Source organism: Paraburkholderia lacunae (assembly GCF_003353175.1).
Classification (GTDB): Bacteria; Pseudomonadota; Gammaproteobacteria; order Burkholderiales; family Burkholderiaceae; genus Paraburkholderia; species Paraburkholderia lacunae.
Window position 1 is genome coordinate 263,162 of sequence record NZ_QHKS01000007.1, and the last position, 24,078, is coordinate 287,239.

Below are 24,078 nucleotides of genomic sequence, written 5' to 3' on the forward strand. Positions count from 1 at the left end.
AAGATCTACATGCCTCACGGCAAGCTTTGCAAAAAGAGCGCGTCGCGGGTAAGAACGCGCAGAGGCAAGGGACAACCTCAAAGGAAAACCGCATGCGCCTATCGATTCTGATCAATTGTTCCGATCCGACCGTCAGCCACGACTACGCCGTGTTGTGGCTCGATATCGTCGAGCAAGCGTGGTCGCGGCAGCTTTGCAACGGAATCGACCTACCTCCGTCCGGCGAGATACACGACACGGGCGGTCTCACCCTGCTTTGTGCACCCGGCTCGGAGACGCCGCTGTGCACGCTGCGCGGTCTGCATATGGACCGCTATCGGTGCACGTCCGTTGCCGAGGGCGCAGCGACATGGCAATCGGCCACCCGGCGCATGCCGGTCGAAGGCTGTTGGCACCTGCAGGCGGTGGACCGGCAACCGCCGGGTTCAAGAGTACTGGCCTCAGCGCCGCCAGACAGCCGCTCCGGCGGCAAACGGTCCGGTTTCCGACCCCGTCAATGAGCGCCTGCAGCATCAGCGCTGCTGTGCCACTTGTCGACGGCGGATCGCTAGCGGGAAATTTAGGCTCGACGGCCTTATCGATTTGCTTCATTAGAGGCGGCACAACGGATGCTTGTTCAACCGGTATGAGGAAGTTCAAAGGAGTCCGGCATGAACACGATCGAAGGCACAAAGAACTCGCTCGAATGTACCCTTGGAATTGCGGCATTGGTGGCGTTCGAGTGCGCGCTTGCGATAGCGATACTGATCTCACTCGGCATACAGCCGGCTTAGGCACGGCAGACACATCAGACACAGCAGCTGCCGCCAACACAACAGCTGCAATCGGAGCAGCCGCAGTCGCCGCAACGGAACAGCACAACGATCCGCAAGGCGCAAAAGGCCGAGCTGAAGAAACTGGAGCAGAACGGTTATAGGCCTGCCGCCGATGATCCGCATTATTCGGACGACATCCAGTATGCAGAGAAAAAAGCATTGGCGGCAATCCGACGGGCACACCGTCGGCTGTGCTCGATAACGCTCGGCGACGCGCACAGGATTCCTCAACGGCGCGAGCCATGACCTGACCAGTCCCGCTGTAGCGCAATGGGAGCGCCGCGCAAGAGAGCGTTGGCCGTCCATGTGCGCTCAATGTCAGCTTCGCGAGCGTCGTGCACACCGCCCGTGCGCAGCTTGCCCACAACGGCCGCGCGACACCGGCAGCGTCATTCTTATTTCATGTGCCGATGGAATCGCCGCCTTTCACGGACGAGACTAATCATGCTACGGAACTGCCGCCGGCTTCGCGTGCTGACATGGCACGTGCACGGCAACTACCTCTACTACCTCACTCAGACGCCGTTCGACTTTTACCTGGTCACGAAACCCGATCATCCGACCGGCTACGCGGGCAAGGTCGGCTTGCTGCCGTGGGACGACAACGTGCACGAAGTGAATGCCGACGACGTCGCGTCGCGCGAATTCGACGTGATTCTCTATCAGCAGAGGAGCCACTGGGAGCGGGACCGCGAGACGCTGTTGTCGCCCGCGCAGCGCCGGTTGCCACGCGTCCACCTCGAGCACGATCCCCCGCAGGAGAGTCCATTCGGGCAGTGGCACTGGGTGGACGATCCGGACACGCTGCTTGTCCATGTCACGCATTTCAATCAGCTGATGTGGGACAACGGCATCACGCCGACGCGGGTGATCGAGCATGGCGTCATGGTCCCCGAAGGTGTGCGCTACAGCGGTGAGCTGGAGCGAGGGATCGTCGTCGTCAATCACCTCGCGCAGCGTGGGCGCCCCCTGGGCGCGGATATTTTTTCCCAGGTCCGCTGCCAGGTGCCGCTTGATCTCGTCGGCATGGACGCGCAGAGTCTCGGCGGCATTGGCGAAATCGGCAATCCCGATCTCGCTGCGTTTTGTGCTCGCTATCGCTTCTTCTTCAATCCAATCCGCTGGAGCAGCCCTGGCCTCGCGGTCATCGAGGCGATGACGATCGGCATGCCGGTCATCGGGCTGGCGACGGCCGAACTCGCTACCGTGATCCACAATGGCGAAAACGGTTTCGTGCATACCGACATCAAGATGCTCGTCGACGCTATGGTCGGTCTGCTGCGCGATCCGGCCGAGGCGCGGCGCCTCGGCGACGGCGCGCGCCGCACGGCGCTCGAGCGTTTTCATATCGACCGTTTCGTGCAGGAGTGGCACGACGCGCTGCTACAGGTCACAGCATGACGCCACGTGCATCCCGCCGGCCGCTGTATCGAAACGCACGCTTCAATCGATGGCTGTCGAAATCGGCTTGCGGGCGGTTTCGGGTCAGTGGAGATGTCCCCCGAACAGCCCGAGCAACCCGATGATAATCAGGTAGATCGCCACGATGTAGTTCAACAGGCGAGGCACCACGAGAATCAGGATGCCGGCGATCAGCGAAACCAGCGGGCCCGCGCTTGTGAGAATGTGCATGGCGCCCTCCGTAAGATTGAAAACGGTCAATAGACTTAAACCTGCCGCGCCTGCATGGCTCGTTACAGCGACTTGAGCCTCGTGACCTTCGTGCCTTCGAGCGTCACGCCCGCCATCAACCCGCTGTTCGTGAGCACGAACGCTTCGACGGGCGCAGTCGCGGTGGTGGTGTCGACATTGCCGTTCGCGCCGACTTTCAGTACCGCCACTGATGCATCGCCGCCCGCTGACCAACCTTCGCTATTACGGAATCGATCGAGCGCCTCCTGGGTCATGAACAGGAAAATGATGGCTTTGGACTGCGCGCCGATCTGCAGCCCGATCGAAGCAGTCGTAGTGCTGTAGTACCCGACCGTGCTGCCGCCGACCCGCAGCGAGCCTTCACCATACTGCCCACCGACCCAGAAGCCGGCCGAGATGACAGACGGAAACACCAGTACGCCACGGGCCTTGCCGACCAGTTCACGCGAACCGTTAGCGACCGTATAGAGGCGAGCAAGGGTCGAGTCGACGCCCGCGTCGATGGTGTGACGCTTGTCGGCCTGGTTGCCGCTGGCGCTGGATGTGTCGGTCGTCGTGCAGCCCGAAACCGCGAGGCCAATAGCCAGGATCGATCCCGGCGCACCCCATATGAATGTTCGTCGTAGCATCATTTTCTCCTGGTTGTTCCTGGATGGCTCCTTCACCGTGGTCGTTTCATTTCCCGTGACCTTGCCGACAACTTCCGCAGCTTTGCTTTTCCTTCCTCGATGCGCCCTTTCACCTGATCCTTGTTCATGACAAAGCTCCTTGAACGAGAATGGGTAACCGAGCGAGTTCGCTGTCGCGAATCACTCGCTCGTATCAAAAACACGCGGCAACGACCTTCGCGCGCAGGAGCCCTCCAAAAAGGATTTTTCGCGCTTATATCTGGCCCAGAAGCAGCAACACAAGCACGACGACTAACAGCACGCCTAGCACGCCGCTGGGCATATAGCCCCACGAACGGCTGTGCGGCCAGGTCGGTATGGCGCCGATCAACACGAGCACCAGAACGACGATCAATAGTGTTTCCAGCATGGAACTTCTCCTTCGCGACTTCGCGGCCTGACGAAATTCGTCGCTATCTCGCCAAGTGGGGCGCGCTCAGGATTCGGATTTTCAGGCACGATAGCCGCACCGCCCAACCAATTGAATCATCGGCCTGACAGTAGCGGCAATGGCTCAACGGATTGCTGGCGACCGCCGCGCGCAGCCTTTATTCCGCCCCCACCTTCAGATGATTCTTGACGCTCTTGACGCCGGATACGTTCTGCACGACTTCCTCGGCCGCCGACTTGTCGTCGGCGGACGGCACCGAGCCCATCAGCCATACGACGCCCTTGCGCGTCTTCACATGGATATGGGTCGACTTCACGTTCTTCGCACCGAGCAGTTCGGCCTTCACCTTGGTTGTGATCGCGCCGTCATCGATATGCTGGCCGATCGTTTCCGAGCTGGCGGGCGGAGCTGACGCGCTGGTTTGCGCCGTGGCGTTGAGAGCGAATGCAACGCACGCGATACTGCCGGCAGCCTTGAGGAATGGAATCGTCTTCATAATTTCTCCGTCCTGTGATTGATAAGAATTACGGTCTTGTTGCCTTGCGATCGTCGCGGTTGATGCCACCGATGACACGCGTGGGATCGTTGCCGCCACGGTTCCGTCAGACCCGTTATCGACACCGGATTCGAGTGATTGCGCAGCGCCTACTGATGATCCTGCGCAGCGGCACGGGTTCGCGCATACCACGTGTGTCCGCAAGCAGCGTGCCGGATGCGTTTGCTGAGGCAGGGAGATTCGCGCAACGCGTCGTATGGGGCGATGTTCAGCCGAAGATCGGGACAAACTGCCCAGTCCGCCACGCGGCCTCGGGGAGGTCCGGATTTTGCCGGTGACTTGTAAAAAAGACGCGAACGGGTACTCGCAGTCCGCGTGGAGAATAAAGCAAAGCGCGCAGCCGACATTGCGCGAGCAGACGAATAACAAAACGCGACTGCGCTGCACGCGGCGAAGACCGGTGCGAGTTCATGTGCTTTCCCGAGCCACACACCAAGCGCCGCCGTCGCGAGCGCGAAACCTGAGGCGAGCGAAAAAATCAGCCGCGCTGTGCGCCGCGTCACGCTGGATGCGCCCGTTAGATGCGAGCGGAACGCGTACCACGCCTACATTCCAACGATGAAGCACGGGGACAGCCTGAAGCACTACGGCCTGTTCGAGATGATCGGCGAGCAACACTTCTTTCCTACTGTCGGGCAAGCGGTGAACCGCTATCTGGAGTCGCATCCGGTCGGATGGCACGACTGGGAGAATGAGGCGTAGACGTGCCGCGCTACCAAGGCAGCGTGCTATTTATGCTGATGTACACGGGACGGCGTTGTCGCATTATTGACCTTTCCGTAAATCATGACATTAGCTGGATTAGCCTGGACCGGACCTGACAGGTAGTCGGGAAAGCGAATTAACGAAGGCGATTCAGTGAGGAATCAGTTTCTCCCTGGCGCCTACTTGCTCGTTCCGGGCGTGACGGATATCGCAACCGCTTCGGTATGCACAATCTCAACCTGATCACCCTGGCGAATGTTCTTCAGTTGCTCGGGGTTCACCAACACATCCATCGTGCCCTGCGGCTCCTTTATTGTGACGTGTTTCCCCTTTGCATCAATGGCAACGACATCGCCCACTACCGTCACCTCGCGACTGATTGTGCCGCCCGGTTCGGTCCCGGACGCGGCCGGATGCAAGGTCTGCCGCTCCGTGGCAGACCGCGGGCCGCTTGTTTTTCTAAGACTCAGCGACCTCGCCTCCCGGTACTCGGTGGTGACCACATCGCCAACCTTGAGCTGATCAAAGTTGCGCACTTCCTCGCCCGCCTCAAGTTCTTCGACCCGGCCGTGCTTGTCCTTGAGCGTGACGGTCCGGGTAGCGGGATTAATGGCGACGACCGTGGCAATGACCGTTGCCGTTCCTGTCACGGTGGTCTTGTCTGTTTCTTTTTTGACCTCCACAGACGTCTGTGGCTGGGCAAATGCCGGGCAGGTGATCATGGCGACGGCGGCCGCCACAAGGACATACGGGATCTTCATTGCCGTGCTCCTTGGGATGGCGGTGGGTCAGTACCGCCTAATGCGGAAGTGGCCTCACCATTGGATCAGCTCCGGAAAGATTCAATTGGACTTTCTCTCATATCCCGCTACGGCGCGCATAGGGACATGTCCCTAGCGTGGTAACAATTAAAGCTGTATCCCGTGATCATGTCCATCCTTGAACGGGATTGTCGGATGACGCATGGGAGGTCCTTCCACCTCACGTGTGGCTGTCGACGCCTCCTCGGCCATGACGGCCCCTTGAGATGGCCGATCACGCTACCGTTTTAGAATGTCTCCAAACGAGAATGTCGAATGGTTTAGGTGCCCCGATGCTGACGGTCGTCGCCTGCCACTCCTGGTCGTGGGTAAGCTCGGCCGAAGGCCCTATATGGATGATCGCTCACCATTCCTGGGGAAACGTGGTCAGGGTGTAAGCCCGGCCGTGGAGGAGAAACAATTTGTCGCATTTGTTGCGATTCTCCATTCCCGGAATCACAGACGCACTTCGCTGGACGGTCTATAACGAAACTGTAGGTGGGATGACTTGCTGCTTTACACCAACCCTGAAGTCAGCGAATTCAACCTGGGCAGTATAGGGATTGCGATCTGACGAATCCATGATCTCTTTTCGAATCTCGATTGGTTGGATGTCGGAGGTGACCATGGAGCACCAGTACGGCGGCTGGATCATTGACGCAACTCCGGATTTCTCCCTTGGGAAATTCTTCGCGCATGCGCGGCTAACCCGCAGCTCGCCAGATAGTGATGTAGGCGTTCAAAAGCACATCGAACGCGATCTTGCATGGTTCGACACCGAGGCCGAGGCGATCCACGTTGCGCATCAATGGGCACTTGCCTGGATCGACATGCGCGAAAGCAGTGCCGCCACTACGTAAGCTAATAATGTCCCGGCCGAGACTCGGGCTAAATAAAGCGCCGGATGCATCGTGCTGGACCGGACTAATCGCAGAAGAGAACCGGAATCAGCGATCACCACGGCTGCTTCGGCCCATCCTGTCGGATGGGCCGCTATTCTGCCGCCATCGAGGCGTGATCGTTCAATGCTCGTCGGTCGTGATCGCGCGCTACAGATTGCAGAAAGCGAGCGTGTACGTTTGTGGACTGCGCCCCCTCATGGTGAGCGGCAATCTTTTACGCTGATCTGACAGCGGTCGGGAACGCTTGTTAAGAATGTTTGCCTGCCTTCATATCGGACACGGCTTCTGGCATAAACCGCCGCGTCGCTATTCAGCAATGCATAAGATTCCGTTAAAGGAAAAGCGGCTTAGTTTATTTGCAGTGCTGGAGAAAAACCGAAACGGGTCGGCCGGACGCCTGAACGCTCGGCTTGATCAGAGAGGAGAGCTGCTCGTTTAGCACCCAACTAAAACCAGCCTGGGAAAATAGCGATGAACAAGGAACGAAAGACCGGTCGCATGGACGACATGAAGATTTACCAATCGGCTTACGTGCTGGAATTGGCGAGAGGAAGTTCTTACATCGCCAGCACATTGACACCCGCCACTCTACGAGCCGCCATTGTCGAGGCGTGTCGCGAATTTCGCGAGCAATACGGTGCTGACAAGGTCCATATCTTTCGCGAACTGCTCGCCAGGAGCCTCGAGAAACGGGACAATCGGAAAGCCGCGGCGGTGGTACGGAGTTTTGATCTGCTGTGAAGTGACTGGCGCAGCGAACGCGCAGCTCTACGCGTCAATTTGTGTTTCGGGTCTGTCCGACGCCAGAACAAGGTTTGGACGTGCCGCGATGAGGCGAGGGAGGCTTGCGCGAGATAGCGAGCGAAGCGTTTGCCGCTCCGTTCAGGTACGAATCGTGCTCTGTTTCCAGTATTTGATGGAGGGCAAATGATGAAGCCTAGGCGGTCACGCTCGGCTGGCACGGCGAGCGCTACTGGGACGGCCACCGCTATTGGGAGCACGACGAATGGATGCACCGTCATCCGCATGAGCGCGACCCGCGGCGCGACCGCGAGCACGAGCATCGCGAATACTGACAACCCGCGCTAAGCGATGTCGCGCGCCTGCTTGCCTCGCGCGACAAGTGCGCTCAACTCTCTGATCCTGATCTGAACAAGGGGAAGATAATGATCCGATTGATTGCATGGATGCTGATTGCTGGTACCGCAGTTCTCGCCGGCTGCAACACGATGGCGGGCGCAGGCCAGGACATTTCGAAGGGAGGCCAGGCGATCAAGAATGAGGCACAGGAATCCAAGTAAGGGAACCAGCTGAGCGAGTGCGCCAACGACACGAGGGGCCGAACTCAACAAACCCATTCGCGCCCCATCATCGCAGCAAACGCGGCGCCTCTACAGGCCGCGTTTTCAATTGCGCTCGGTGATTGTCTTACCCTCTCACAACGACGCGCAAGGCGCCGTCCATCTGTTGACCGACAGCGACGCGCTCGCCTCCGCTGAGAAGCTGCCGACCGCAAGGTGCGTTGACTTAGCGCACTGGTCCACGTTGCAGCGAGCAAGCAACGTGCAGAGGGCGTCGAAAACCCGAATGAGCCAGTCGATGCCCCTCTCACGCGTGCACCAGCGGGCCGCGATCGGATGTCGAAATCTGCGCGAGTGGCAGACCTGCTCGCTGCACGGCGGACGCGACCGTAGTTTGCTGCCCAAGATTGGCAGCGCGCCGGTTGCTCTCTTTCGCAACCGGCGCTACGTGAGTCTCGTACACCGTGAACCGTTACGTGTGGCGCTCCCAAAGGACTGGTAAATGGAAACGACCAAGACAGAAGGCGCCCTGCGCGGTGCTGCAGGCGCGGTGCAGGAAACGATCGGCACGCTGACAGGTGACGCCGGCGCGCAGATCGCTGGCTCAGCAAAGGAGCTACGCGGTAAGGCACAGCAACCGAGTGCAGATGCCACCAGCCTCGCGCGCGACAAAGACAAAGATAATGGCCAATCCGCTCGACGCCCTCGCAGGCGCGGCTGCGCTCGGGTTCGTGCTGGGCGCGCTATGGTCATTCAATCGATGCGATTTCCGCGACAACGACATGCGGGGGCGCCAGGCGAAACGGCGAGAGGATCCGCTCGCCATGCCAGGCCCCGTAATCATCGCGTTGCGGAATCGAGAGAATGACGCGCGCCATGGTCGCGAAACCGAGGAAAAAAGCGGCGCGCAATCGCGCATTGCGATTCGTCGTCGCCCATCCTTTTCGGTTCATCATTCAGGTCGTCAAAGCGTTTCGACGAAATCAAGGACTCCTGCTGGCTGGTGCTATTGCGTACTATGCACTGCTTTCGATTGTGCCGTTGCTGATTCTAGTGACTATTGCATTTAGTCACGTCATCGGTCAGCAGTTGCTGCTCGATACGTTGGAACGTTTGCTCAAGTGGCTCGTGCCGGGGCAGTCGAAAGCGATCGTTAGCGAACTGTCTAATTTCCTCACGCATCGTGCGGTGGTGAGCTGGTTTCTCGTCGTCACGATGATCTTCTTTAGTTCGCTTGCGTTCACCGTCCTGGAAAACGCGCTGTCGATCATCTTCGTGCATCGGGTCGCCGTCCGGCGCCGGCACTTCTTGATATCAGCGATCGTGCCTTATTGCTTTAGCCTTTCGCTTGGTGTCGGAGTGCTACTCGTTACACTCGTATCGAGCAGCTTGCAGGCAGTTGGGGCCGATAGCGTGGTGCTGTTCGGGCACAATATGTCGTTGACGGGGGCAACACGCGCCGTCCTTTACCTGTTCGGTTTCGCCGGCGAGATATTGGTTTTAACTGCTGTTTACCTGGTCTTTCCCGCCGGACGTACGACGCTTCGTCACGCATTCATGGGCGCGGTGGCGGCCGCTGTTCTTTGGGAGATCACGCGTCGAGTGCTGGTCTGGTATTTCGCGAGCTTGTCGCAGGTGAGCGTCGTATACGGATCGTTGACCACTGCCATCGTCGTACTGTTCAGCCTTGAAGCATTGGCCACCCTTCTTTTGTTTGGAGCGCAACTGATTGCCGAATACGAGCGGTTGAACGCAAGCACCAACCCGACGGAGCCAGAGGCGCTCGAAACGGATTAGGGATGCAGGTGTCGCGACCTCGGGCGCGATTCCAGGCGCTAGGCCTTTACGGTGAGCAGATTCGCGTCGCGCGTGAGCAGCCAGCGGCCGTTCGTGTCTTTGCGCAGCAGGGTAAGCGTGTGGCCCGCGCGCCGCACGGCCTGCGTAGCGCCGGGCGGCGTCACGGTTATGTCGATGAAGTTGCGGATGAAGGCCCACTCTCCAAGCACCTTAAGCTCGACGATGTCGGCCGAGCCTTCGATGCGCATGCCCGGCTGCGCCGCCGACGCGGCCGCAAAGGCCGCTTTGCCGAACGGCTCCTGACCCGGCACCATGAACACCACGTCGTCAGTCATCAGGCTGAGTACTTTCTCGGTATCTCCGGCAATGCTTGCAGACATCCAGGTGTCCACAAGATCGCGGATCGCGCGTTCGTCACCCGTCATCATGGTTTCCATGTCTATTGCGGTGTCATCGATTGTAGCAAGCACCGTTCAACGAACGAATCAGGGCATGGCGGAGATATCTTGCTGCGACCGGACGGGCCCGTGATCCTCGAAACGCTCGACGCGCACCTCGACCGCGTCCTTAGGCACGGTCAGTCGCGTGCGGGCGAGCAGCGCATCCGCGGGCGCGGTGCCGTCCGCGTTCAGGCGCCTCACTTTGTTGAACACCACGAAAAAGCTCCCCGGTGTGACGGAGGCCGACGCATAGCCCTGCGCGTCGTGGTCGGCGAAGCGCAGATCGGGGTTGTTCGTCGTCAGGAAGGCGTCGAACTTGGCCGGCGTGGCAATCAGCGACGTGAGCGGCGTGCCGCTCTACGCGCCCTTCATATAGGTATAGAAGGACGTGCAGTTGATGCCTGCGCAGATGAAATCAACGATCACTGGGCCGATGATAATGACTTCGGCGGCGCCGCCTTCCAGATAGGCCGCCACCCTTCGATCAATGTCACAAATCCTGTCGCTATCGAGAAGCACTTCGACGCAGAGGTCGGGCACGAACGGGACCGGGTCGTCGCGGTCGAAACCTTCCCGCTGATCGGCAATCTTGTAGATTTTCTTGGCCGGCTTCAGCGCTCGCAACTGCATGTCTGTGAGCATGAGAGCTCGTCGAACGCATACCGTCAACCGATACCGTCAGACTGATTTGACGGTATCGGACAAGGCCGTCCGAGGAAGAAATGTCGGTACCGTCACCGATACCGACATTTCCTCCAGGTATTGCCCGGATCACAGCAGACCACACCGGGCAATAAACTCATGTTTTCAAACGGAAAAACATGGAAAACCGGACCTCCCGGAACGACTTGGGAGCAGTTTGATTTATTCCCACTCAATCGTTGCCGGCGGCTTACCCGAAATGTCGTACACCACCCGATTGATCCCGCGCACTTCGTTGATGATGCGGTTCGACACATGCCCCAGCAATTCATGCGGCAGATGCGCCCAGTGCGCGGTCATGAAGTCCAGCGTCTGCACGGCGCGCAGCGCGACGACGTACTCGTAAGTGCGGCCGTCGCCCATCACGCCGACGCTCTTCACCGGCAGAAACACCGCGAACGCCTGGCTCGTCAAATCGTACCAGGACTTGCCGGTTTCCTTATCGATGAAGGTGCGCAGCGTCTCGATGAAAATCGCATCCGCGCGACGCAGCAGGTCGGCGAAATCGCGCTTCACTTCGCCGAGAATCCGCACGCCCAGACCCGGGCCCGGGAACGGATGGCGATACACCATCGCGGGCGGCAAACCGAGCTTGACGCCGAGTTCGCGCACTTCGTCCTTGAAGAGTTCGCGCAGCGGCTCGAGCAGCTTCAGATTCAGCGTCTCAGGCAGGCCGCCCACGTTGTGGTGGCTCTTGATCGTCTGCGTTGCCTTCTTGCCCTTGCCGGCCGATTCGATCACGTCCGGATAGATCGTGCCTTGCGCGAGCCACTTCGCGTCGGTGAGCTTGCCGGCTTCAGCCTGGAACACTTCGACGAATTCCGCGCCGATGATCTTGCGCTTCGCTTCCGGGTCAGTGACGCCCTTCAGCTTCGACAGGAACGCTTCGCTTGCGTCGACGTGAATCACCTTCACGCCGAGGTGATCGGCGAAGGTCGCCATCACCTGCTCGGCTTCGTTCAGGCGCAAGAGGCCGTGGTCGACGAACACGCAGGTCAGCTGATCGCCGATCGCGCGATGCAACAGCGCCGCCGCCACCGACGAATCCACGCCGCCCGACAAACCCAGAATCACATGCTCGCTGCCGACCTGCTCGCGAATCTTCGCGACCGCTTCGTCGATGTAATGGCCCATTTCCCAGTCGGGCCTGGCGCCGCAAATCTGCAGCACGAAACGCTCGAGCATCGCGCGGCCCTGCACAGTGTGCGTGACTTCGGGGTGCCATTGCAGACCGTAGAAATGGCGCGTTTCGTCGGCCATCGCCGCGATCGGGCACGATTCCGTCGACGCCATCAGTGCGAAACCCGGCGGCATTTCCAGCACCTTGTCGCCGTGGCTCATCCACACTTTCAGCATGCCGTGACCTTCCGGCGTGGTGAAATCGCTGATGCCCTCGAGCAGGCTCGTATGGTTGCGCGCGCGCACTTCGGCATAACCGAATTCGCGCAGGTGGCCGATATCGACCTTGCCGCCCAGTTGCTCGGCCATCGCCTGCATGCCGTAGCAGATGCCGAGCACAGGCACGCCGAGTTCGAACACCGCTTGCGGCACGCGCGGCGTATCCGTTTCGGTGACCGAGCTCGGGCCGCCCGACAGGATCACGCCCTTCGGCGCGAAGTCGCGAATGAACGACGCGTCGACGTCGTAGGGATGAATTTCCGAATACACGTTGGCTTCGCGAACGCGACGTGCAATCAGTTGGGTGACTTGCGAACCGAAGTCGAGGATCAGGATCTTGTCATGCATGGCAGCGGACGGAGTCAAAAGTGAACGGATACGGGATGCCGCGCACGAAGCGCGGCGTTGAATTCAAAGCGGTCCGCGTGGCGGACCGTCGAGCATGAAGCGCAACGATGAAGCGCGTCCGGAGGTTCAGTACCGCAGGCACACTCCCTTGCGGCGCGCACGAACGAAATCCGGTAGCTTCGGCAGACGGTTTGGCGCTGAGCGCATCAGCCATGAAACGGCGGCCGGGGCGCGCCGGGTGCATCGGCGGCTGCGTTGCGGGCCTCGTCGCGCGCGGCGGCGGTTTCAGCCCGCGCAGCTCGCTCCGACGCCGTCAGACCTGGCTCGTCGACCACCGGGTGAACGGGCGCCGCCGAAACCGGATTGACGGGCCGCGTCGCCGGCAAGACAGGCTCGACCACCGGCTCCGCGCGATAGGCCGGAAATTTAGCCGTCACACCACCGGGTTCGCGCCTGTTGCCTGCATCTTTGGCCGTCTCTTTGCCGGCATCTCCGACTGCACCTTTCGCGGCCTGCCGCTCGGCGCGCCCGGCAGCGACGACCTCAGCCACCCGCACCTTTTCGCGACGCCGCACCGCGCCTGACAAACGCACGCCGCCGAGGCCGATCAACACCAGCACCACACCGGTCAGCACCGCGACGATCTGCCCGAAGCCGGTCAACGCCGGCGTACGCAAGCCGAGCAGCCATACCAGCATCAACACGCCGGTCAGCCAGTTCACATGCCCGACGACCTTGGCAACCGTCGACGTCAGCGCACCATCGATCGACGCGTGCAACGCCAGCCACGCGAGCCCAATCAGCGCCACACCGAACCCCTGGCCGGCGAGAACCGGCTGGGTTTGCACCAGTTGCAGCGCGTTGTACAGCGAAGTCCACGGCGTCAGCAGAAACAGCAGGCCGAACGCAAGCAACAGCAAGGCATCGAGGATGAGTACAGCACGCAGCAATGGCTTCATTCGCGTTTAGTCCACGTGGTAGTTGGGCGCTTCCTTGGTGATCTGCACGTCATGCACATGCGACTCGCGCAAGCCCGCGCCCGTGATCTGCACGAACTCGGCCTTGTCGTTCATCTCCGCGATCGTGCGGCAACCGCAGTAGCCCATGCTGGCGCGCACGCCGCCGATGAGCTGGAACAGAATCGCGTTGACCGAGCCCTTGTAGGCGACGCGGCCTTCGATGCCTTCCGGCACCAGCTTGTCGATGTTCGCGGAGTTGTCCTGGAAGTAGCGGTCCGCCGCGCCGTCCTTCATCGCGCCGACCGAGCCCATGCCACGGTACGACTTGTACTGGCGGCCCTGATACAGGAACACGTCGCCCGGCGCTTCTTCAGTACCGGCGAACATGCTGCCCATCATCACGGCATTCGCACCCGCCGCCAGCGCCTTGCTGATGTCGCCCGAGAAGCGCACACCGCCGTCGGCGATCACCGGCACGCCCGTGCCCTTCAACGCTTCCGACACGTTGGCGATCGCGGTGACCTGCGGCACGCCGACACCGGCGACGATCCGCGTCGTGCAGATCGAACCCGGGCCGATACCGACCTTCACGCCGTCCGCACCGTACTCGACCAGCGCCTTCGCAGCTGCGGCAGTCGCGATGTTGCCGCCGATCACTTCAACGTGCGGGAAATTCTGCTTGACCCACCTGACGCGCTCGAGCACGCCCTTGCTGTGGCCGTGCGCCGTATCGACGACGATCACGTCGACGCCCGCCTGCACCAGCAGCGCCACGCGCTCTTCGTTGTCTTCGCCGACGCCGACCGCCGCGCCCGCGCGCAGCTTGCCGTGTTCGTCTTTACACGCGTCCGGGTGTTCGGTTTGCTTGGTGATGTCCTTGACGGTCATCAGGCCGCGCAGTTCGAAGGCATCATTGATGACCAGCACGCGCTCCAGGCGATGGCTGTGCATCAGCGCCTTGGCTTCGGCGAGCGGCGTGCCTTCCTTGACGGTGACGAGGCGCTCGCGCGGCGTCATGATATTGCGCACCGGCTCGTCCAGACGCTCTTCAAAACGCAAGTCGCGGTTCGTGACGATACCGACCAGTTGCGCGCCTTCCACGACCGGGAAGCCCGAAATGCCATGCTGGCGCGACAGCGCGATCACGTCGCGCACCTTCATTTGCGGCGGAACCGTGATCGGATCGCGCACGACGCCCGATTCGAAGCGCTTGACCTTGGCGACTTCACGCGCCTGTTCGGCCGGCGTGAGGTTCTTGTGGATGATGCCCACGCCACCCATTTGCGCCATCGCGATCGCGAGACGGGCTTCGGTGACCGTGTCCATGGCGGCGGACACGAGCGGCATATTCAGGGAGATGTTGCGGGTCAGCCGGGTCTTGAGGCTGGTGTCGCGCGGCAGAACATCGGAGAAGGCCGGGACGAGGAGCACGTCATCGAACGTGAGTGCTGTTTGGATCAGACGCATGGCAAATCCTATAGGCGCAAAAGCGAATTATACGCGATACCTCCCCGGTTTTCACTGCACGAACAGCAGCTTAGCGAATTTCAGGCGATTTTTTTCGTGACTTTTCGTGACTTCAGGCACTTCGATTTCACTTGCCTGTTCGGCTCGGGTTCGATCGGGTTTCGTTTGCGCGTTCGCAGGCAGCGAGCCGCCGACCGAGGTGAGCGCCGGAATTTGCTGCGGCGCTCGCGCCGGATCGGGGCGGCCACATGCCACTGAATACGACGGAATTCGGCCGCGAATGCAGAATCAAACAAGACGCGCCGCCCTACAACCGGCTATTCTCCGCACCATTCCAGTATTTTGCAGGGGCAGTCGATGCAGCGCGGCGTGGCATATGGGGTGATGGCCGGGGCCTTATGGGGCATGGTGTTTCTGGTGCCGCGGGTATTGCCCGATTTTTCGCCGCTGCTGCTGAGCGCGGGCCGCTACACGATGTACGGCGTCGTCTCGCTGGCGGCCGCGCTGCCGATCGCGCGCTCGCTCGTCAAACGCCTAACCCGCGCCGATCTCGGCGCGCTCGTCAAGCTGGCGCTGGCCGGCAACCTGCTCTATTACCTGCTGCTGACGGCCGCCGTCCATATGGTCGGCATCGCGCCGGCGTCGCTGATCGTCGGCGTGTTGCCGGTCACGGTGACGCTGCTCGGCCGGCGCGACCACGGCGCCGTGCCGCTCGCGCGCCTCGCGTGGCCACTGGCGATGGTGATGGCAGGCATCGCGTGCATCAACGTCGACGTGTTTACCGTGGCCGACAGCACGCCGGTGAGCATCGTCACGAAGCTGGCCGGGCTCGCCTGCGCGGTCGGCGCACTGGCTTGCTGGACGTGGTTCGCGGTCGAAAACACCCGCTATCTGCAACGCCAGACACATTTCAGCGGCAACGAATGGTCGGTTTTATGGGGCGTGATAACCGGCGCGCTCGGCGCCGCGCTGTGGCTGGTGGTCGCCGTGCTGCCCTCCGGCAGCCTGCAAAGCACGCTTGCGGACACCCGCTGGCACACCTTCTGGGCGCTGAATCTGGCCCTCGCGATCGGCGCTTCGTGGCTCGGCAACGGCCTGTGGAACGCCGCGTCGAAGCGCTTGCCGCTGACGCTGTCCGGTCAGTTGATCGTGTTCGAAACGCTGTTCGCCCTGCTCTACGCGTTCATCTACGACCAGCGGCTGCCGCGTCCGCTGGAAACAGCGGCGATTGTGCTACTGGTGGCGGGGGTCAGCTGGTCGGTGCGACAGCATGCCGGCGACGCTTCGTCCGGTGAGCGCTCGATCGAGGAGAAGGCACAGGTTTCGGCGCATTGAGGTTTGCGCAGACGCGCCGGCATCGCGCAATGGCAGCGGTTCACGCGAACCGGCTGGCGCGCGACAGCCGAAGTACGAACCGAAGTACAAGCCGAAGTACAAGCCGAAGTACAAGCCGAACGACAAGCCGAAGCGCGCCACCGGATACCCTCAGCGCGAATCCTTGTTCTGCCAGCGGCGGCCTTCGACCGAACCCGCCTTGCGGGTCTTCTCGACGCGCCGCTGACGCGACACCTTCGGATCCGCCAGAAGCGGCCGGTAAATCTCAACCCGGTCGTGGTCGGCGAGCACCGTATCCAGTGTTTTGACCTTGCCGAACACGCCGACCTTCTGCTTCGTCAGATCGATTTGCGGGTGGCGCTGCAGGATGCCGCTCGCGTCGAGCGCCTGCTGCACCGTGGCGCCTTCGGGCAACTCGATGGCGATCAGCGTCTGCGCATCGGCGAGCGCGTAGCAGACTTCAATCGACAGACGCGCGCTCATGCCTTACCGTAGCGCTGATCGGCGCGCTTCACGAATGACTCGACAAAGGTGTTGGCGATGTGGCTGAACACCGGCCCGATGATCTTCTCGAGAATGACGTTGGAGAATTCGTAGTGCAATGCGAATTCGATCTTGCAGGCATCGGCTCGCAGCGGCGTGAAACGCCAGTAGCCGGTGAATTTGCGAAACGGGCCGTCTGCGAATTCCATATCGATGCGCGTGGGCCGCTCCATGCTGTTGTGTGTGGCGAAATGCTGCTTGATGCCCTTGAAGTTGATATCGATCTTCGCCTCCATGCCGGTTTCGTCCTGGCGGCGGATTTCGACTCCCCCGCACCACGGCAGGAAGTTGGGGTAATCGGCGACGTCGGTGACGAGGTCGAACATCTGTTCCGCCGAATGGCGGATCAACACGGTTTTCTGGACATCTGCCATAAATTGAACAGCACGTGGCAACGGTGGACAAGCGCCGCGGGCTTTCCTTGCCCCGCTTTGCTAAAATCGTGATTTTAAACGAGTTGGGCGCTTTCCATTCATGAGCATCATCGACAACAGAAAAGCCTTCTACGACTACTCGGTCGAAGAACGCTATGAAGCAGGGCTCGTGCTCGAAGGGTGGGAGGTCAAGGCGCTGCGCGCCGGGCGCGGCCAGATCAAGGAAGGTTACGTGGTAATCCGTAACGGCGAACTGTTCCTGATCGGCACGCACATCAGCCCGCTGCCCGAAGCCTCGACCCACATCAATCCGGACCCGGTGCGCACGCGCAAGCTGCTTCTGCATAGCGAGGAAATCAGCAAACTGATCGGCAAGGTCGAGCAGCGCGGCTATACGCTCGTGCCGCTGAACTTCCATTACAAAGGCGGCCGCGTCAAATGCGAGATCGGTCTGGCGAAGGGCAAGAAGCTGCACGACAAGCGCGAGACCGAAAAGAAGCGCGACTGGGAACGCGAAAAGGCGCGCCTGATGCGCTCGCCGACATGATCTGACCGGCGTCGCATGCTGCGCGGATTTGCCGCGCCTTGCTTGCCGCCTTGTTTGCCGCCTTGCTTTCCAAAGCAGCAGTTCAACAAAAAATGGCCCGCTGATTCTTCAGCGGGCCATTTTTTCGGCAAAGACTCAAGCGCTCAGCGTGCGTCCGATACGCCCTTCCCTTTGTTCACGATCGTCAACGCCGACGCGATCATCGAGCTCATCTCCGCAAGATTGCCCGGTACGATCAGCGTGGTGCCCTGCTTCGCCAGATTGCCGAACGCGTTCACATATTGTTCGGCCACCTTCAGATTCACCGCCTCCATCCCACCATGCGACTGGATCGCCGCTGCAATCTTCTGAATCGCCTGTGAGTTGGCTTCCGCCACCGCCAGAATCGCCGCCGCCTGCCCTTGCGCCTGGTTGATGGCCGCCTGCCGCTCGCCCTCCGACTTCTGGATCGCCGCCTCGCGACCGCCTGACGCGATGTTGATCTGCTCCTGCTTGCGCCCTTCCGACGCCGCGATCAGCGCGCGCTTTTCACGCTCGGCGGTGATCTGCGCCTGCATTGCGTGGAGAATTTCCTTCGGTGGCGTCAGGTCCTTGATCTCGTAGCGCAGCACCTTCACGCCCCAGTTCGACGCGGCCTCATCGAGCGCGGACACGATACTGTGATTGATGAAGTCGCGCTCTTCGAACGTCTTGTCGAGCTCGAGCTTGCCGATCACCGAGCGCAGCGTGGTCTGCGACAACTGCGTAATCGCGAACACGAAGTTGCTCGACCCATACGACGCCTTCATGGGATCGGTGACCTGAAAATACAGTACGCCGTCCACCTGCAACTGCGTGTTGTCGCGCGTGATACAGACCTGGCTCGGCACTTCGAGCGGGATTTCCTTGAGGATGTGCTTATAGGCGATCCGGTCGACGAACGGAAACGCAAAACTCAAACCCGGCGTCAACGTGCGGTGATAGCGGCCAAGCCGCTCGAGCACCCACGCATGCTGCTGCGGCACGATCTTGAGCGTCTGCGCCGCCACCACGATCACGATGATCAGAAGCACCGCCCCGATGATGGTCGAATCCATTGCTACCCTCCCGTTTGTAGTTCGAATTGTTGCGCGTGCGTGGTACGTATTGTGTACGTGTCCTGTGCCTGATGTGTGTGCACAGTCAGGCCGCCGTCGCGCGTTTGCGCGCTACGACGACGAGGCAACTGCCGCGCAGCTCGGCAATTTCGTAGACTTGTGCGTCTTCCGGCTCGCCGGCTGCCAATTCGACGTCCCATGCCGCGCCGCGATAATTGGCTCGTGCCCGGCGCTCATGCCAGACCGGTACGGTCAGCGTCTGACCGATATCCAGATTGACGTCCGGGTTCTTCGACGCCTCCTTGCGCGACCTGCGGCCAAAACGCGAGCGCCGCAAGATCACCACGGCCGCCAGCGCCACCACGGCGGCGACCGCCAATTGAAGATCGGTGGCCGCGCCCGCCATGCGGGCAATAGCCGCAGCCACAAAGCCCAACGCGATCATCAACAGATAGAACGTGCCGCTCATCAGCTCCAGCGCGACAAGCACGCCCGCCCCGATCCACCAGAACAATCCACCTGGCGCCACGTCGACCTCCACAAAACAAAACACCCCGGATCTACCGGGGTGTTTATAGCACGAAGCAGGTGCATTTTATCGAGCGGTACAGCACGCTTGCGACGCGAATTTGCGCGACCGCACCGCTCGTTATGCAAGCCGCTTAGCGACGGCCGCTCGACAGCTTACTTCGCCGACGACTTCGCCAGCTGTTGCCACGTCTCGATGATCGTGTCCGGATTCAGCGAGATCGACTTGATGCCTTCATCGGTCAGCCACTGCGCGAAGTCCGGATGATCCGACGGGCCCTGGCCGCAGATACCGACGTACTTGTTCAGCCGCAGACACGTGTCGATCGCGCGCTTCAGCAGGAACTTGACGGCCGCATCGCGCTCGTCGAAATCGACTGCCAGCAGTTCCATGCCGGAGTCACGGTCGAGGCCGAGCGTGAGCTGCGTCAGGTCGTTCGAACCGATCGAGAAACCGTCGAAGAATTGCAGGAATTCCTCTGCGAGAATCGCGTTCGACGGCACTTCGCACATCATGATCAGGCGCAGGTTCTTCTCGCCGCGCCTCAGGCCGAATTTCTCCAGCAGCCCGACCACGCGCTCCGCCTGTTTCAACGTACGCACGAACGGCACCATGATCTCGACGTTGTCGAGGCCCATCTCTTCACGCACCTTCTTCAGCGCGACGCATTCCATCTGGAACGCTTCGGCGAAGTCTTCGGCGATGTAACGCGAAGCGCCACGGAAACCCAGCATCGGGTTTTCTTCGTCCGGCTCGTAGCGCGAGCCGCCGATCAGCTTCTTGTACTCGTTCGATTTGAAGTCCGACAGACGCACGATCACGGGCTTCGGATAGAAGGCCGCCGCGATCGTCGCGATGCCTTCGGTCAGCTTGTCGACGTAGAACGCGCGCGGCGATGCATGGCCGCGTGCCACGCTTTCCACGGCCTTCTTCAGGTCCTGATCGATGTTCGGGTACTCGAGAATCGCCTTCGGGTGCACACCGATGTTGTTGTTGATGATGAACTCGAGGCGCGCCAGACCCACGCCTGCGTTCGGCAGTTGCGAGAAATCGAACGCCAGTTGCGGGTTGCCCACGTTCATCATGATCTTCACCGGAATCGGCGGCAGTTCGCCGCGCTGCACTTCGGTGATTTCGGTTTCGAGCAGACCGTCGTAGATTTTGCCTTCGTCGCCTTCCGCGCACGACACGGTGACGAGCGAGCCTTCCTTCAGCACGTCGGTTGCGTCGCCACAGCCCACCACCGCCGGCACGCCCAGTTCACGCGCGATGATCGCCGCGTGGCAGGTCCGCCCGCCTCGGTTCGTGACGATTGCCGAAGCGCGCTTCATCACCGGCTCCCAGTTCGGGTCGGTCATGTCGGCGACCAGCACGTCGCCCGGCTGCACACGGTCCATTTCCGACGGATCGTGAATCACGCGCACCGGACCCGCGCCGATCTTCTGGCCGATGGCACGGCCGGTTGCCAGCACGTTCGATTGGCCTTTCAGCTTGAAGCGTTGCTCGGCCTTGCCCGCGGCCTGGCTCTTCACCGTTTCCGGACGCGCCTGAAGGATGAAGATCTTGCCGTCGCGGCCGTCCTTGCCCCACTCGATGTCCATCGGACGCTCGTAGTGCTTTTCGATGATGACGGCGTACTTCGCCAGCTCGATCACGTCATCGTCGGTGATCGAGAAGCGGTTGCGCTGCTCGTGCGGGACATCCACGGTCTTCACGCGGCCTTGCTCGCCGGCCTTGGTGAATTCCATCTTGATCAGCTTCGAGCCGATCGAGCGGCGGATGATCGGGTACTTGCCTTGCGCGAGCGTGGTCTTGAAGACGTAGAACTCGTCCGGATTCACCGCGCCCTGCACGACCGTTTCGCCCAGGCCGTAGCTCGACGTGATGAAGACCGCATCCTTGAAGCCCGACTCCGTGTCCAGCGTAAACATCACGCCGGCCGCGCCGACGTCCGAGCGCACCATGCGCTGCACGCCGGCCGACAACGCGACTTCCGCGTGGGTAAAGCCCTTGTGGACGCGATAGGAGATGGCGCGGTCGTTATATAGCGACGCGAACACGTGCTTCATGCGATCGAGCACGTCGTCGATGCCGACCACGTTGAGGTAGCTTTCCTGCTGACCGGCGAACGATGCGTCCGGCAAGTCTTCTGCCGTTGCCGACGAACGCACGGCGAACGACAGCTCTTCAGGCGAGCTGTTTTGCAGGGTGTCGAAACCTGCGCGGATATCCGCTTCGAGACGCGGCTGCAACGGCGCATCGACGATCCATTGACGGATTTCCTTGCCCGCTTCGGCGAGCGCCTTCACGTCGTCGACGTCGAGCGTTTCGAGACGTTGGGCGATGCGTTCAGTCAGATTGTTGTGATGCAGGAAGTCACGGAAGGCCAGCGCCGTGGTGGCGAAACCGGTCGGCACGCGCACGCCGGCTTCGGCGAGCTGGCTGATCATCTCGCCAAGCGACGCGTTCTTGCCGCCGACAATTTCCACATCGGTCATCCGCAACTGCTCGAACGGAACTACATACGCCTCATCCTTTGCGACGGTAACTGCGTTAGTCATACAAGCCCCTAAGTGTGAAAGAAATTCACGGCTGTGCAAGTGGGCTTGAACGCGAGCGCTCATAGGAAGCGTGACCTCGCGTCTTGCACAACCTGTTGGAGAAACAATCGCCTGAGATGCCAGATCCACGACGAAGAAAGCGGTTGGACGAATTTACCGATCGATCCACCCCATTCGCCGCAGGTTACCAGCTGAAAGCGAGGCGTTGAACGACCGTTCACGGTAAGTTAGACGCCAATCGCCTGCAATTGCTTATCCAACAGGTTGCCGCTATTCTACCGTGCCGACTCTCAAAATGTGACAGTCGGACGAGAATTGCGCCTCGAATCGCGCCCCGGACCGGCCGGCGGGCTCCTAGCGAGGCCCAAGCCGCATCCGGGCGCAGTAGCGGTGCCCACGGCGCGCTCCGTCGACGCCGCTGCAATCCCCGGTTAGCCACCGTGCAGCGAAGTCCGCGCAGCGATGTTTCTTTCGAGCGCTCTTTCCCGCTCATGTTCCCCAGCTCCACTGATGCCGCCCACCGTATTCATCGTCTCTGACGGGACCGGGATCACTGCCGAAACCTTCGCGCATTCGATCCTCTCCCAGTTCGACCAGAAATTCCGCCTCGTTCGGGTGCCCTTTGTCGACTCGACCGAAAAGGCCTACGCCACGCTAGAAAAGATCAACGAAGCAATCCAGCAGGACGGCCGCCGTCCGATCGTGTTCACCACGCTGGTGGACAGCGCGTCGAACCAGATCGTCAAAGGTTCGAACGCGCTCGTGCTCGACATGTTCCAGACCTTCGTCGAGCCGCTCGAACTGGAACTGGAGCTGAAGTCGAGCCATGCGATGGGCCGTGGTCACCAGAATGCGGACACTGAGGAATACAAGAACCGCATCGAGGCGATCAATTTTTCGCTCGCGCATGACGACGGCCAATCGAACCGTAATCTCGCCGACGCCGACGTGATTCTGGTGGGCGTATCCCGCAGCGGCAAAACGCCGACGAGCCTGTATCTGGCGATGCAGTATGGCGTGAAAGCGGCCAATTACCCGCTGATTCCAGAAGATTTCGAACGCGGCAAGCTGCCCACACCGCTATTGGCACATCGGCCGAAGATGTTTGGTTTGTCGATCGATCCGCAGCGGCTGTCGGAGATTCGCAACGAGCGCCGACCGGGCAGCAAGTACGCCGCGCCGGAAAATTGCCGTTACGAGATCAATGAAGCGGAGACGATGATGCGGCGCGAAGGCATCAAGTGGCTGTCGTCGACGCATAAGTCGATCGAAGAGATCGCGACGACGATCTTGCAGGAGATCAAGCTGGACCGGCAGGCTTACTGAGCGCCGCCTGAAGCGCAAACGCGCGTAGCCGCGCGCGTTTCATGTCATGCGCTCACGCGCGGCGGCGCTGCTGGCGGCACTGCTCGAACACGCAGACCGCCGCGGCCGCCGCCACGTTCAACGATTCCATGCCGCCCGGCTGCGGAATCGTCACCCGCAACGTGACCGCATCGCGCCACGTCTGCGACACGCCCGCCCCTTCGTTACCGAACACCCACGCCAACCGTCCGCTCAAATCGCAATCGTAAAGCGCCTCGGCGCCGTGCGAATCCGTAATGACGATGGGCACCGCGAGGCGTTCGATCAGCGTCTGCGCTTCGACGTCCTCGTGAATCTGCAGCAGAAAATGCGCGCCCATGCCCGAGCGCAACACCTTCGACGACCACGCGTATGCGGTACCCGGCGCGCAGAACACCTGTTGAATACCGGCGGCGGCCGCGCTGCGCAGAATCGAGCCAACGTTGCCGGCATCCTGCACGCCATCGAGTACGAGGCAGGTCTGCGCTACCCGTTCGGGCAACGGCGTCTCGAGCTTGTCGACCAGCAGCAAAATCCCGACGCCGTGCACGACATTCGACAACTGACCGAACAAAGCATCAGGCAGCGTGACGATCCGATGCTCGTCGATGCGTGACACGATTTCCTGTGCCTCGTCGTGACGCAGCGCGCCCTCCGTGACAATGCACATTTCCGGCTGCCCGGCGACGTCGAGATAGGCGCTCGCAAGATGGAAGCCTTCGAGCAGCGCATGACCGCTGCGACGCTGCTGATGCGTCGAGCCGGCCAATGCCTTGAGGCGCTTATAGAGCGGATTGTCCCGCGAGGTGATGGCTTTCACAGGCAGCGCAGACAGTGAGAATGAGGAAAGAGGTGGCGACGCGCGAG

At 61.0% G+C, this 24,078-nt stretch carries 29 protein-coding genes; 12 read left to right on the forward strand and 17 right to left on the reverse strand.

Annotated elements, in window-relative coordinates; genetic code table 11:
• Positions 1–92: 92 nt before the first annotated feature.
• From DLM46_RS12980 to DLM46_RS12990, 3 genes are all read left to right on the forward strand, one after another.
• A complete protein-coding gene (locus DLM46_RS12980; RefSeq protein ID WP_115101165.1) occupies positions 93–500 on the forward strand; it encodes a DUF3564 family protein in 408 nt (135 codons plus the stop codon).
• Positions 501–650: 150 nt separating this feature from the next.
• Positions 651–773, forward strand: coding sequence for a hypothetical protein (locus DLM46_RS40915; RefSeq protein WP_279635185.1), 123 nt, complete (start codon positions 651–653; stop codon positions 771–773).
• Positions 774–1,259: 486 nt separating this feature from the next.
• Complete coding sequence (locus DLM46_RS12990) at positions 1,260–2,216, forward strand: glycosyltransferase family 4 protein (protein ID WP_115101166.1); 957 nt, start codon at positions 1,260–1,262, stop codon at positions 2,214–2,216.
• 84 nt (positions 2,217–2,300) lie between these two features.
• Here DLM46_RS12990 and DLM46_RS12995 read toward each other — a convergent pair whose 3' ends face one another.
• The 4 genes from DLM46_RS12995 to DLM46_RS13010 form a co-directional block, all read right to left on the reverse strand.
• Complete coding sequence (locus tag DLM46_RS12995; protein WP_115101167.1) at positions 2,301–2,447, reverse strand: DUF3096 domain-containing protein; 147 nt, start codon at positions 2,445–2,447, stop codon at positions 2,301–2,303.
• A gap of 62 nt (positions 2,448–2,509) precedes the next feature.
• Positions 2,510–3,097 carry a BPSL1445 family SYLF domain-containing lipoprotein gene (locus tag DLM46_RS13000; protein WP_115101254.1) on the reverse strand — a complete coding sequence of 196 codons (588 nt, stop codon included), beginning with the start codon at positions 3,095–3,097 and terminating at the stop codon, positions 2,510–2,512.
• A 253-nt stretch (positions 3,098–3,350) separates the two neighbouring features.
• Positions 3,351–3,506: a DUF3309 family protein gene (locus DLM46_RS13005; protein WP_115101168.1), complete on the reverse strand. Its 156-nt coding sequence runs from the start codon at positions 3,504–3,506 to the stop codon at positions 3,351–3,353.
• A 178-nt stretch (positions 3,507–3,684) separates the two neighbouring features.
• Complete coding sequence (locus DLM46_RS13010; protein ID WP_115101169.1) at positions 3,685–4,023, reverse strand: BON domain-containing protein; 339 nt, start codon at positions 4,021–4,023, stop codon at positions 3,685–3,687.
• A gap of 618 nt (positions 4,024–4,641) precedes the next feature.
• On the opposite strand from DLM46_RS13010, the gene DLM46_RS39390 reads away from it, so the two are divergent.
• Positions 4,642–4,785: a hypothetical protein gene (locus DLM46_RS39390; RefSeq protein WP_165847960.1), complete on the forward strand. Its 144-nt coding sequence runs from the start codon at positions 4,642–4,644 to the stop codon at positions 4,783–4,785.
• Between the two features lie 182 nt (positions 4,786–4,967).
• Here DLM46_RS39390 and DLM46_RS13020 read toward each other — a convergent pair whose 3' ends face one another.
• A complete protein-coding gene (locus DLM46_RS13020; protein ID WP_115101170.1) occupies positions 4,968–5,549 on the reverse strand; it encodes a hypothetical protein in 582 nt (193 codons plus the stop codon).
• Between the two features lie 665 nt (positions 5,550–6,214).
• Between DLM46_RS13020 and DLM46_RS13025 the strand changes: the two genes are divergently transcribed.
• The 5 genes from DLM46_RS13025 (at position 6,215) to DLM46_RS13050 (ending at position 9,588) form a co-directional block, all read left to right on the forward strand.
• The gene (locus tag DLM46_RS13025; protein WP_115101255.1) at positions 6,215–6,448 is read left to right on the forward strand and encodes a hypothetical protein; all 234 of its coding nucleotides are present in this window, start codon (positions 6,215–6,217) and stop codon (positions 6,446–6,448) included.
• Positions 6,449–6,961: 513 nt separating this feature from the next.
• Positions 6,962–7,231 (forward strand): hypothetical protein, encoded by a 270-nt coding sequence (locus DLM46_RS13030; RefSeq protein ID WP_165847968.1) that lies wholly within the window; start codon positions 6,962–6,964, stop codon positions 7,229–7,231.
• Positions 7,232–7,656: 425 nt separating this feature from the next.
• Positions 7,657–7,791 carry an entericidin A/B family lipoprotein gene (locus DLM46_RS13035; protein WP_115101171.1) on the forward strand — a complete coding sequence of 45 codons (135 nt, stop codon included), beginning with the start codon at positions 7,657–7,659 and terminating at the stop codon, positions 7,789–7,791.
• Between the two features lie 502 nt (positions 7,792–8,293).
• Positions 8,294–8,659, forward strand: a complete 366-nt coding sequence (locus DLM46_RS13045) for a CsbD family protein (protein WP_244306146.1) — start codon at positions 8,294–8,296, stop codon at positions 8,657–8,659.
• Complete coding sequence (locus DLM46_RS13050; RefSeq protein WP_244306149.1) at positions 8,656–9,588, forward strand: YihY/virulence factor BrkB family protein; 933 nt, start codon at positions 8,656–8,658, stop codon at positions 9,586–9,588. The genes DLM46_RS13045 and DLM46_RS13050 overlap by 4 nt, the downstream gene beginning before the upstream one ends.
• Positions 9,589–9,626: 38 nt before the next feature.
• On the opposite strand, the gene DLM46_RS13055 is transcribed toward DLM46_RS13050, so the two are convergent.
• The 6 genes from DLM46_RS13055 to guaB all read right to left on the reverse strand — a co-directional run bounded on the left by DLM46_RS13055 (position 9,627) and on the right by guaB (position 14,902).
• A complete protein-coding gene (locus DLM46_RS13055; RefSeq protein ID WP_115101257.1) occupies positions 9,627–10,013 on the reverse strand; it encodes an SgcJ/EcaC family oxidoreductase in 387 nt (128 codons plus the stop codon).
• Between the two features lie 60 nt (positions 10,014–10,073).
• Positions 10,074–10,244 (reverse strand): hypothetical protein, encoded by a 171-nt coding sequence (locus tag DLM46_RS40240; RefSeq protein WP_244306151.1) that lies wholly within the window; start codon positions 10,242–10,244, stop codon positions 10,074–10,076.
• Positions 10,245–10,385: 141 nt separating this feature from the next.
• Entirely contained in the window at positions 10,386–10,670 is a 285-nt protein-coding gene (locus DLM46_RS40245; protein ID WP_244306154.1) for a Uma2 family endonuclease, read from the reverse strand.
• Positions 10,671–10,892: 222 nt separating this feature from the next.
• The gene (gene guaA, locus DLM46_RS13070; protein WP_115101174.1) at positions 10,893–12,476 is read right to left on the reverse strand and encodes a glutamine-hydrolyzing GMP synthase; all 1,584 of its coding nucleotides are present in this window, start codon (positions 12,474–12,476) and stop codon (positions 10,893–10,895) included.
• Between the two features lie 206 nt (positions 12,477–12,682).
• On the reverse strand, positions 12,683–13,435 hold the full coding sequence (locus DLM46_RS13075) for a hypothetical protein (protein WP_115101175.1): 753 nt from the start codon (positions 13,433–13,435) through the stop codon (positions 12,683–12,685).
• 6 nt (positions 13,436–13,441) lie between these two features.
• Complete coding sequence (gene guaB / locus DLM46_RS13080; protein WP_115101176.1) at positions 13,442–14,902, reverse strand: IMP dehydrogenase; 1,461 nt, start codon at positions 14,900–14,902, stop codon at positions 13,442–13,444.
• Positions 14,903–15,259: 357 nt separating this feature from the next.
• Between guaB and DLM46_RS13090 the strand changes: the two genes are divergently transcribed.
• On the forward strand, positions 15,260–16,237 hold the full coding sequence (locus DLM46_RS13090; protein ID WP_115101178.1) for a DMT family transporter: 978 nt from the start codon (positions 15,260–15,262) through the stop codon (positions 16,235–16,237).
• Positions 16,238–16,387: 150 nt separating this feature from the next.
• Here DLM46_RS13090 and DLM46_RS13095 read toward each other — a convergent pair whose 3' ends face one another.
• The gene (locus DLM46_RS13095; RefSeq protein WP_115101179.1) at positions 16,388–16,720 is read right to left on the reverse strand and encodes an RnfH family protein; all 333 of its coding nucleotides are present in this window, start codon (positions 16,718–16,720) and stop codon (positions 16,388–16,390) included.
• Positions 16,717–17,154, reverse strand: a complete 438-nt coding sequence (locus DLM46_RS13100; RefSeq protein WP_115101180.1) for a type II toxin-antitoxin system RatA family toxin — start codon at positions 17,152–17,154, stop codon at positions 16,717–16,719. Before DLM46_RS13100 ends, DLM46_RS13095 begins: the two co-directional genes overlap by 4 nt.
• A 100-nt stretch (positions 17,155–17,254) precedes the next feature.
• On the opposite strand from DLM46_RS13100, the gene smpB reads away from it, so the two are divergent.
• The gene (smpB, locus tag DLM46_RS13105; RefSeq protein WP_115101181.1) at positions 17,255–17,701 is read left to right on the forward strand and encodes an SsrA-binding protein SmpB; all 447 of its coding nucleotides are present in this window, start codon (positions 17,255–17,257) and stop codon (positions 17,699–17,701) included.
• A 143-nt stretch (positions 17,702–17,844) separates the two neighbouring features.
• Here smpB and DLM46_RS13110 read toward each other — a convergent pair whose 3' ends face one another.
• The 3 genes from DLM46_RS13110 to ppsA all read right to left on the reverse strand — a co-directional run bounded on the left by DLM46_RS13110 (position 17,845) and on the right by ppsA (position 21,867).
• Positions 17,845–18,777, reverse strand: a complete 933-nt coding sequence (locus tag DLM46_RS13110) for an SPFH domain-containing protein (protein WP_115101182.1) — start codon at positions 18,775–18,777, stop codon at positions 17,845–17,847.
• An 85-nt stretch (positions 18,778–18,862) separates the two neighbouring features.
• Entirely contained in the window at positions 18,863–19,306 is a 444-nt protein-coding gene (locus DLM46_RS13115; RefSeq protein WP_115101258.1) for an NfeD family protein, read from the reverse strand.
• A gap of 155 nt (positions 19,307–19,461) precedes the next feature.
• Positions 19,462–21,867, reverse strand: a complete 2,406-nt coding sequence (ppsA, locus tag DLM46_RS13120) for a phosphoenolpyruvate synthase (RefSeq protein WP_115101183.1) — start codon at positions 21,865–21,867, stop codon at positions 19,462–19,464.
• A gap of 510 nt (positions 21,868–22,377) precedes the next feature.
• On the opposite strand from ppsA, the gene ppsR reads away from it, so the two are divergent.
• Positions 22,378–23,193 (forward strand): posphoenolpyruvate synthetase regulatory kinase/phosphorylase PpsR, encoded by an 816-nt coding sequence (ppsR, locus tag DLM46_RS13125; protein ID WP_115101184.1) that lies wholly within the window; start codon positions 22,378–22,380, stop codon positions 23,191–23,193.
• A 52-nt stretch (positions 23,194–23,245) separates the two neighbouring features.
• Here ppsR and DLM46_RS13130 read toward each other — a convergent pair whose 3' ends face one another.
• On the reverse strand, positions 23,246–24,031 hold the full coding sequence (locus tag DLM46_RS13130) for a TrmH family RNA methyltransferase (protein ID WP_115101185.1): 786 nt from the start codon (positions 24,029–24,031) through the stop codon (positions 23,246–23,248).
• Between the last annotated feature and the right edge of the window lie 47 nt (positions 24,032–24,078).

Bases quoted from the DNA above. Each gene is read 5' to 3' on its own strand.
- smpB (WP_115101181.1), top strand. From the start codon at position 17,255: ATGAGCATCATCGACAACAGAAAAGCCTTCTACGACTACTCGGTCGAA.
- DLM46_RS13025 (WP_115101255.1), top strand. From the start codon at position 6,215: ATGGAGCACCAGTACGGCGGCTGGATCATTGACGCAACTCCGGATTTC.
- DLM46_RS39390 (WP_165847960.1), top strand. From the start codon at position 4,642: ATGAAGCACGGGGACAGCCTGAAGCACTACGGCCTGTTCGAGATGATC.
- DLM46_RS12990 (WP_115101166.1), top strand. From the start codon at position 1,260: ATGCTACGGAACTGCCGCCGGCTTCGCGTGCTGACATGGCACGTGCAC.
- DLM46_RS13050 (WP_244306149.1), top strand. From the start codon at position 8,656: ATGACGCGCGCCATGGTCGCGAAACCGAGGAAAAAAGCGGCGCGCAAT.
- DLM46_RS13055 (WP_115101257.1), bottom strand. From the start codon at position 10,013: ATGACGGGTGACGAACGCGCGATCCGCGATCTTGTGGACACCTGGATG.
- DLM46_RS40245 (WP_244306154.1), bottom strand. From the start codon at position 10,670: ATGCTCACAGACATGCAGTTGCGAGCGCTGAAGCCGGCCAAGAAAATC.
- guaB (WP_115101176.1), bottom strand. From the start codon at position 14,902: ATGCGTCTGATCCAAACAGCACTCACGTTCGATGACGTGCTCCTCGTC.
- ppsA (WP_115101183.1), bottom strand. From the start codon at position 21,867: ATGACTAACGCAGTTACCGTCGCAAAGGATGAGGCGTATGTAGTTCCG.
- DLM46_RS13030 (WP_165847968.1), top strand. From the start codon at position 6,962: ATGAACAAGGAACGAAAGACCGGTCGCATGGACGACATGAAGATTTAC.
- DLM46_RS13110 (WP_115101182.1), bottom strand. From the start codon at position 18,777: ATGGATTCGACCATCATCGGGGCGGTGCTTCTGATCATCGTGATCGTG.
- DLM46_RS40915 (WP_279635185.1), top strand. From the start codon at position 651: ATGAACACGATCGAAGGCACAAAGAACTCGCTCGAATGTACCCTTGGA.
- DLM46_RS13035 (WP_115101171.1), top strand. From the start codon at position 7,657: ATGATCCGATTGATTGCATGGATGCTGATTGCTGGTACCGCAGTTCTC.
- DLM46_RS13000 (WP_115101254.1), bottom strand. From the start codon at position 3,097: ATGCTACGACGAACATTCATATGGGGTGCGCCGGGATCGATCCTGGCT.
- DLM46_RS13005 (WP_115101168.1), bottom strand. From the start codon at position 3,506: ATGCTGGAAACACTATTGATCGTCGTTCTGGTGCTCGTGTTGATCGGC.
- DLM46_RS12980 (WP_115101165.1), top strand. From the start codon at position 93: ATGCGCCTATCGATTCTGATCAATTGTTCCGATCCGACCGTCAGCCAC.
- DLM46_RS13095 (WP_115101179.1), bottom strand. From the start codon at position 16,720: ATGAGCGCGCGTCTGTCGATTGAAGTCTGCTACGCGCTCGCCGATGCG.
- DLM46_RS13075 (WP_115101175.1), bottom strand. From the start codon at position 13,435: ATGAAGCCATTGCTGCGTGCTGTACTCATCCTCGATGCCTTGCTGTTG.
- DLM46_RS13090 (WP_115101178.1), top strand. From the start codon at position 15,260: ATGCAGCGCGGCGTGGCATATGGGGTGATGGCCGGGGCCTTATGGGGC.
- DLM46_RS13010 (WP_115101169.1), bottom strand. From the start codon at position 4,023: ATGAAGACGATTCCATTCCTCAAGGCTGCCGGCAGTATCGCGTGCGTT.
- guaA (WP_115101174.1), bottom strand. From the start codon at position 12,476: ATGCATGACAAGATCCTGATCCTCGACTTCGGTTCGCAAGTCACCCAA.
- DLM46_RS12995 (WP_115101167.1), bottom strand. From the start codon at position 2,447: ATGCACATTCTCACAAGCGCGGGCCCGCTGGTTTCGCTGATCGCCGGC.
- DLM46_RS13045 (WP_244306146.1), top strand. From the start codon at position 8,294: ATGGAAACGACCAAGACAGAAGGCGCCCTGCGCGGTGCTGCAGGCGCG.
- ppsR (WP_115101184.1), top strand. From the start codon at position 22,378: ATGCCGCCCACCGTATTCATCGTCTCTGACGGGACCGGGATCACTGCC.
- DLM46_RS13100 (WP_115101180.1), bottom strand. From the start codon at position 17,154: ATGGCAGATGTCCAGAAAACCGTGTTGATCCGCCATTCGGCGGAACAG.
- DLM46_RS13020 (WP_115101170.1), bottom strand. From the start codon at position 5,549: ATGAAGATCCCGTATGTCCTTGTGGCGGCCGCCGTCGCCATGATCACC.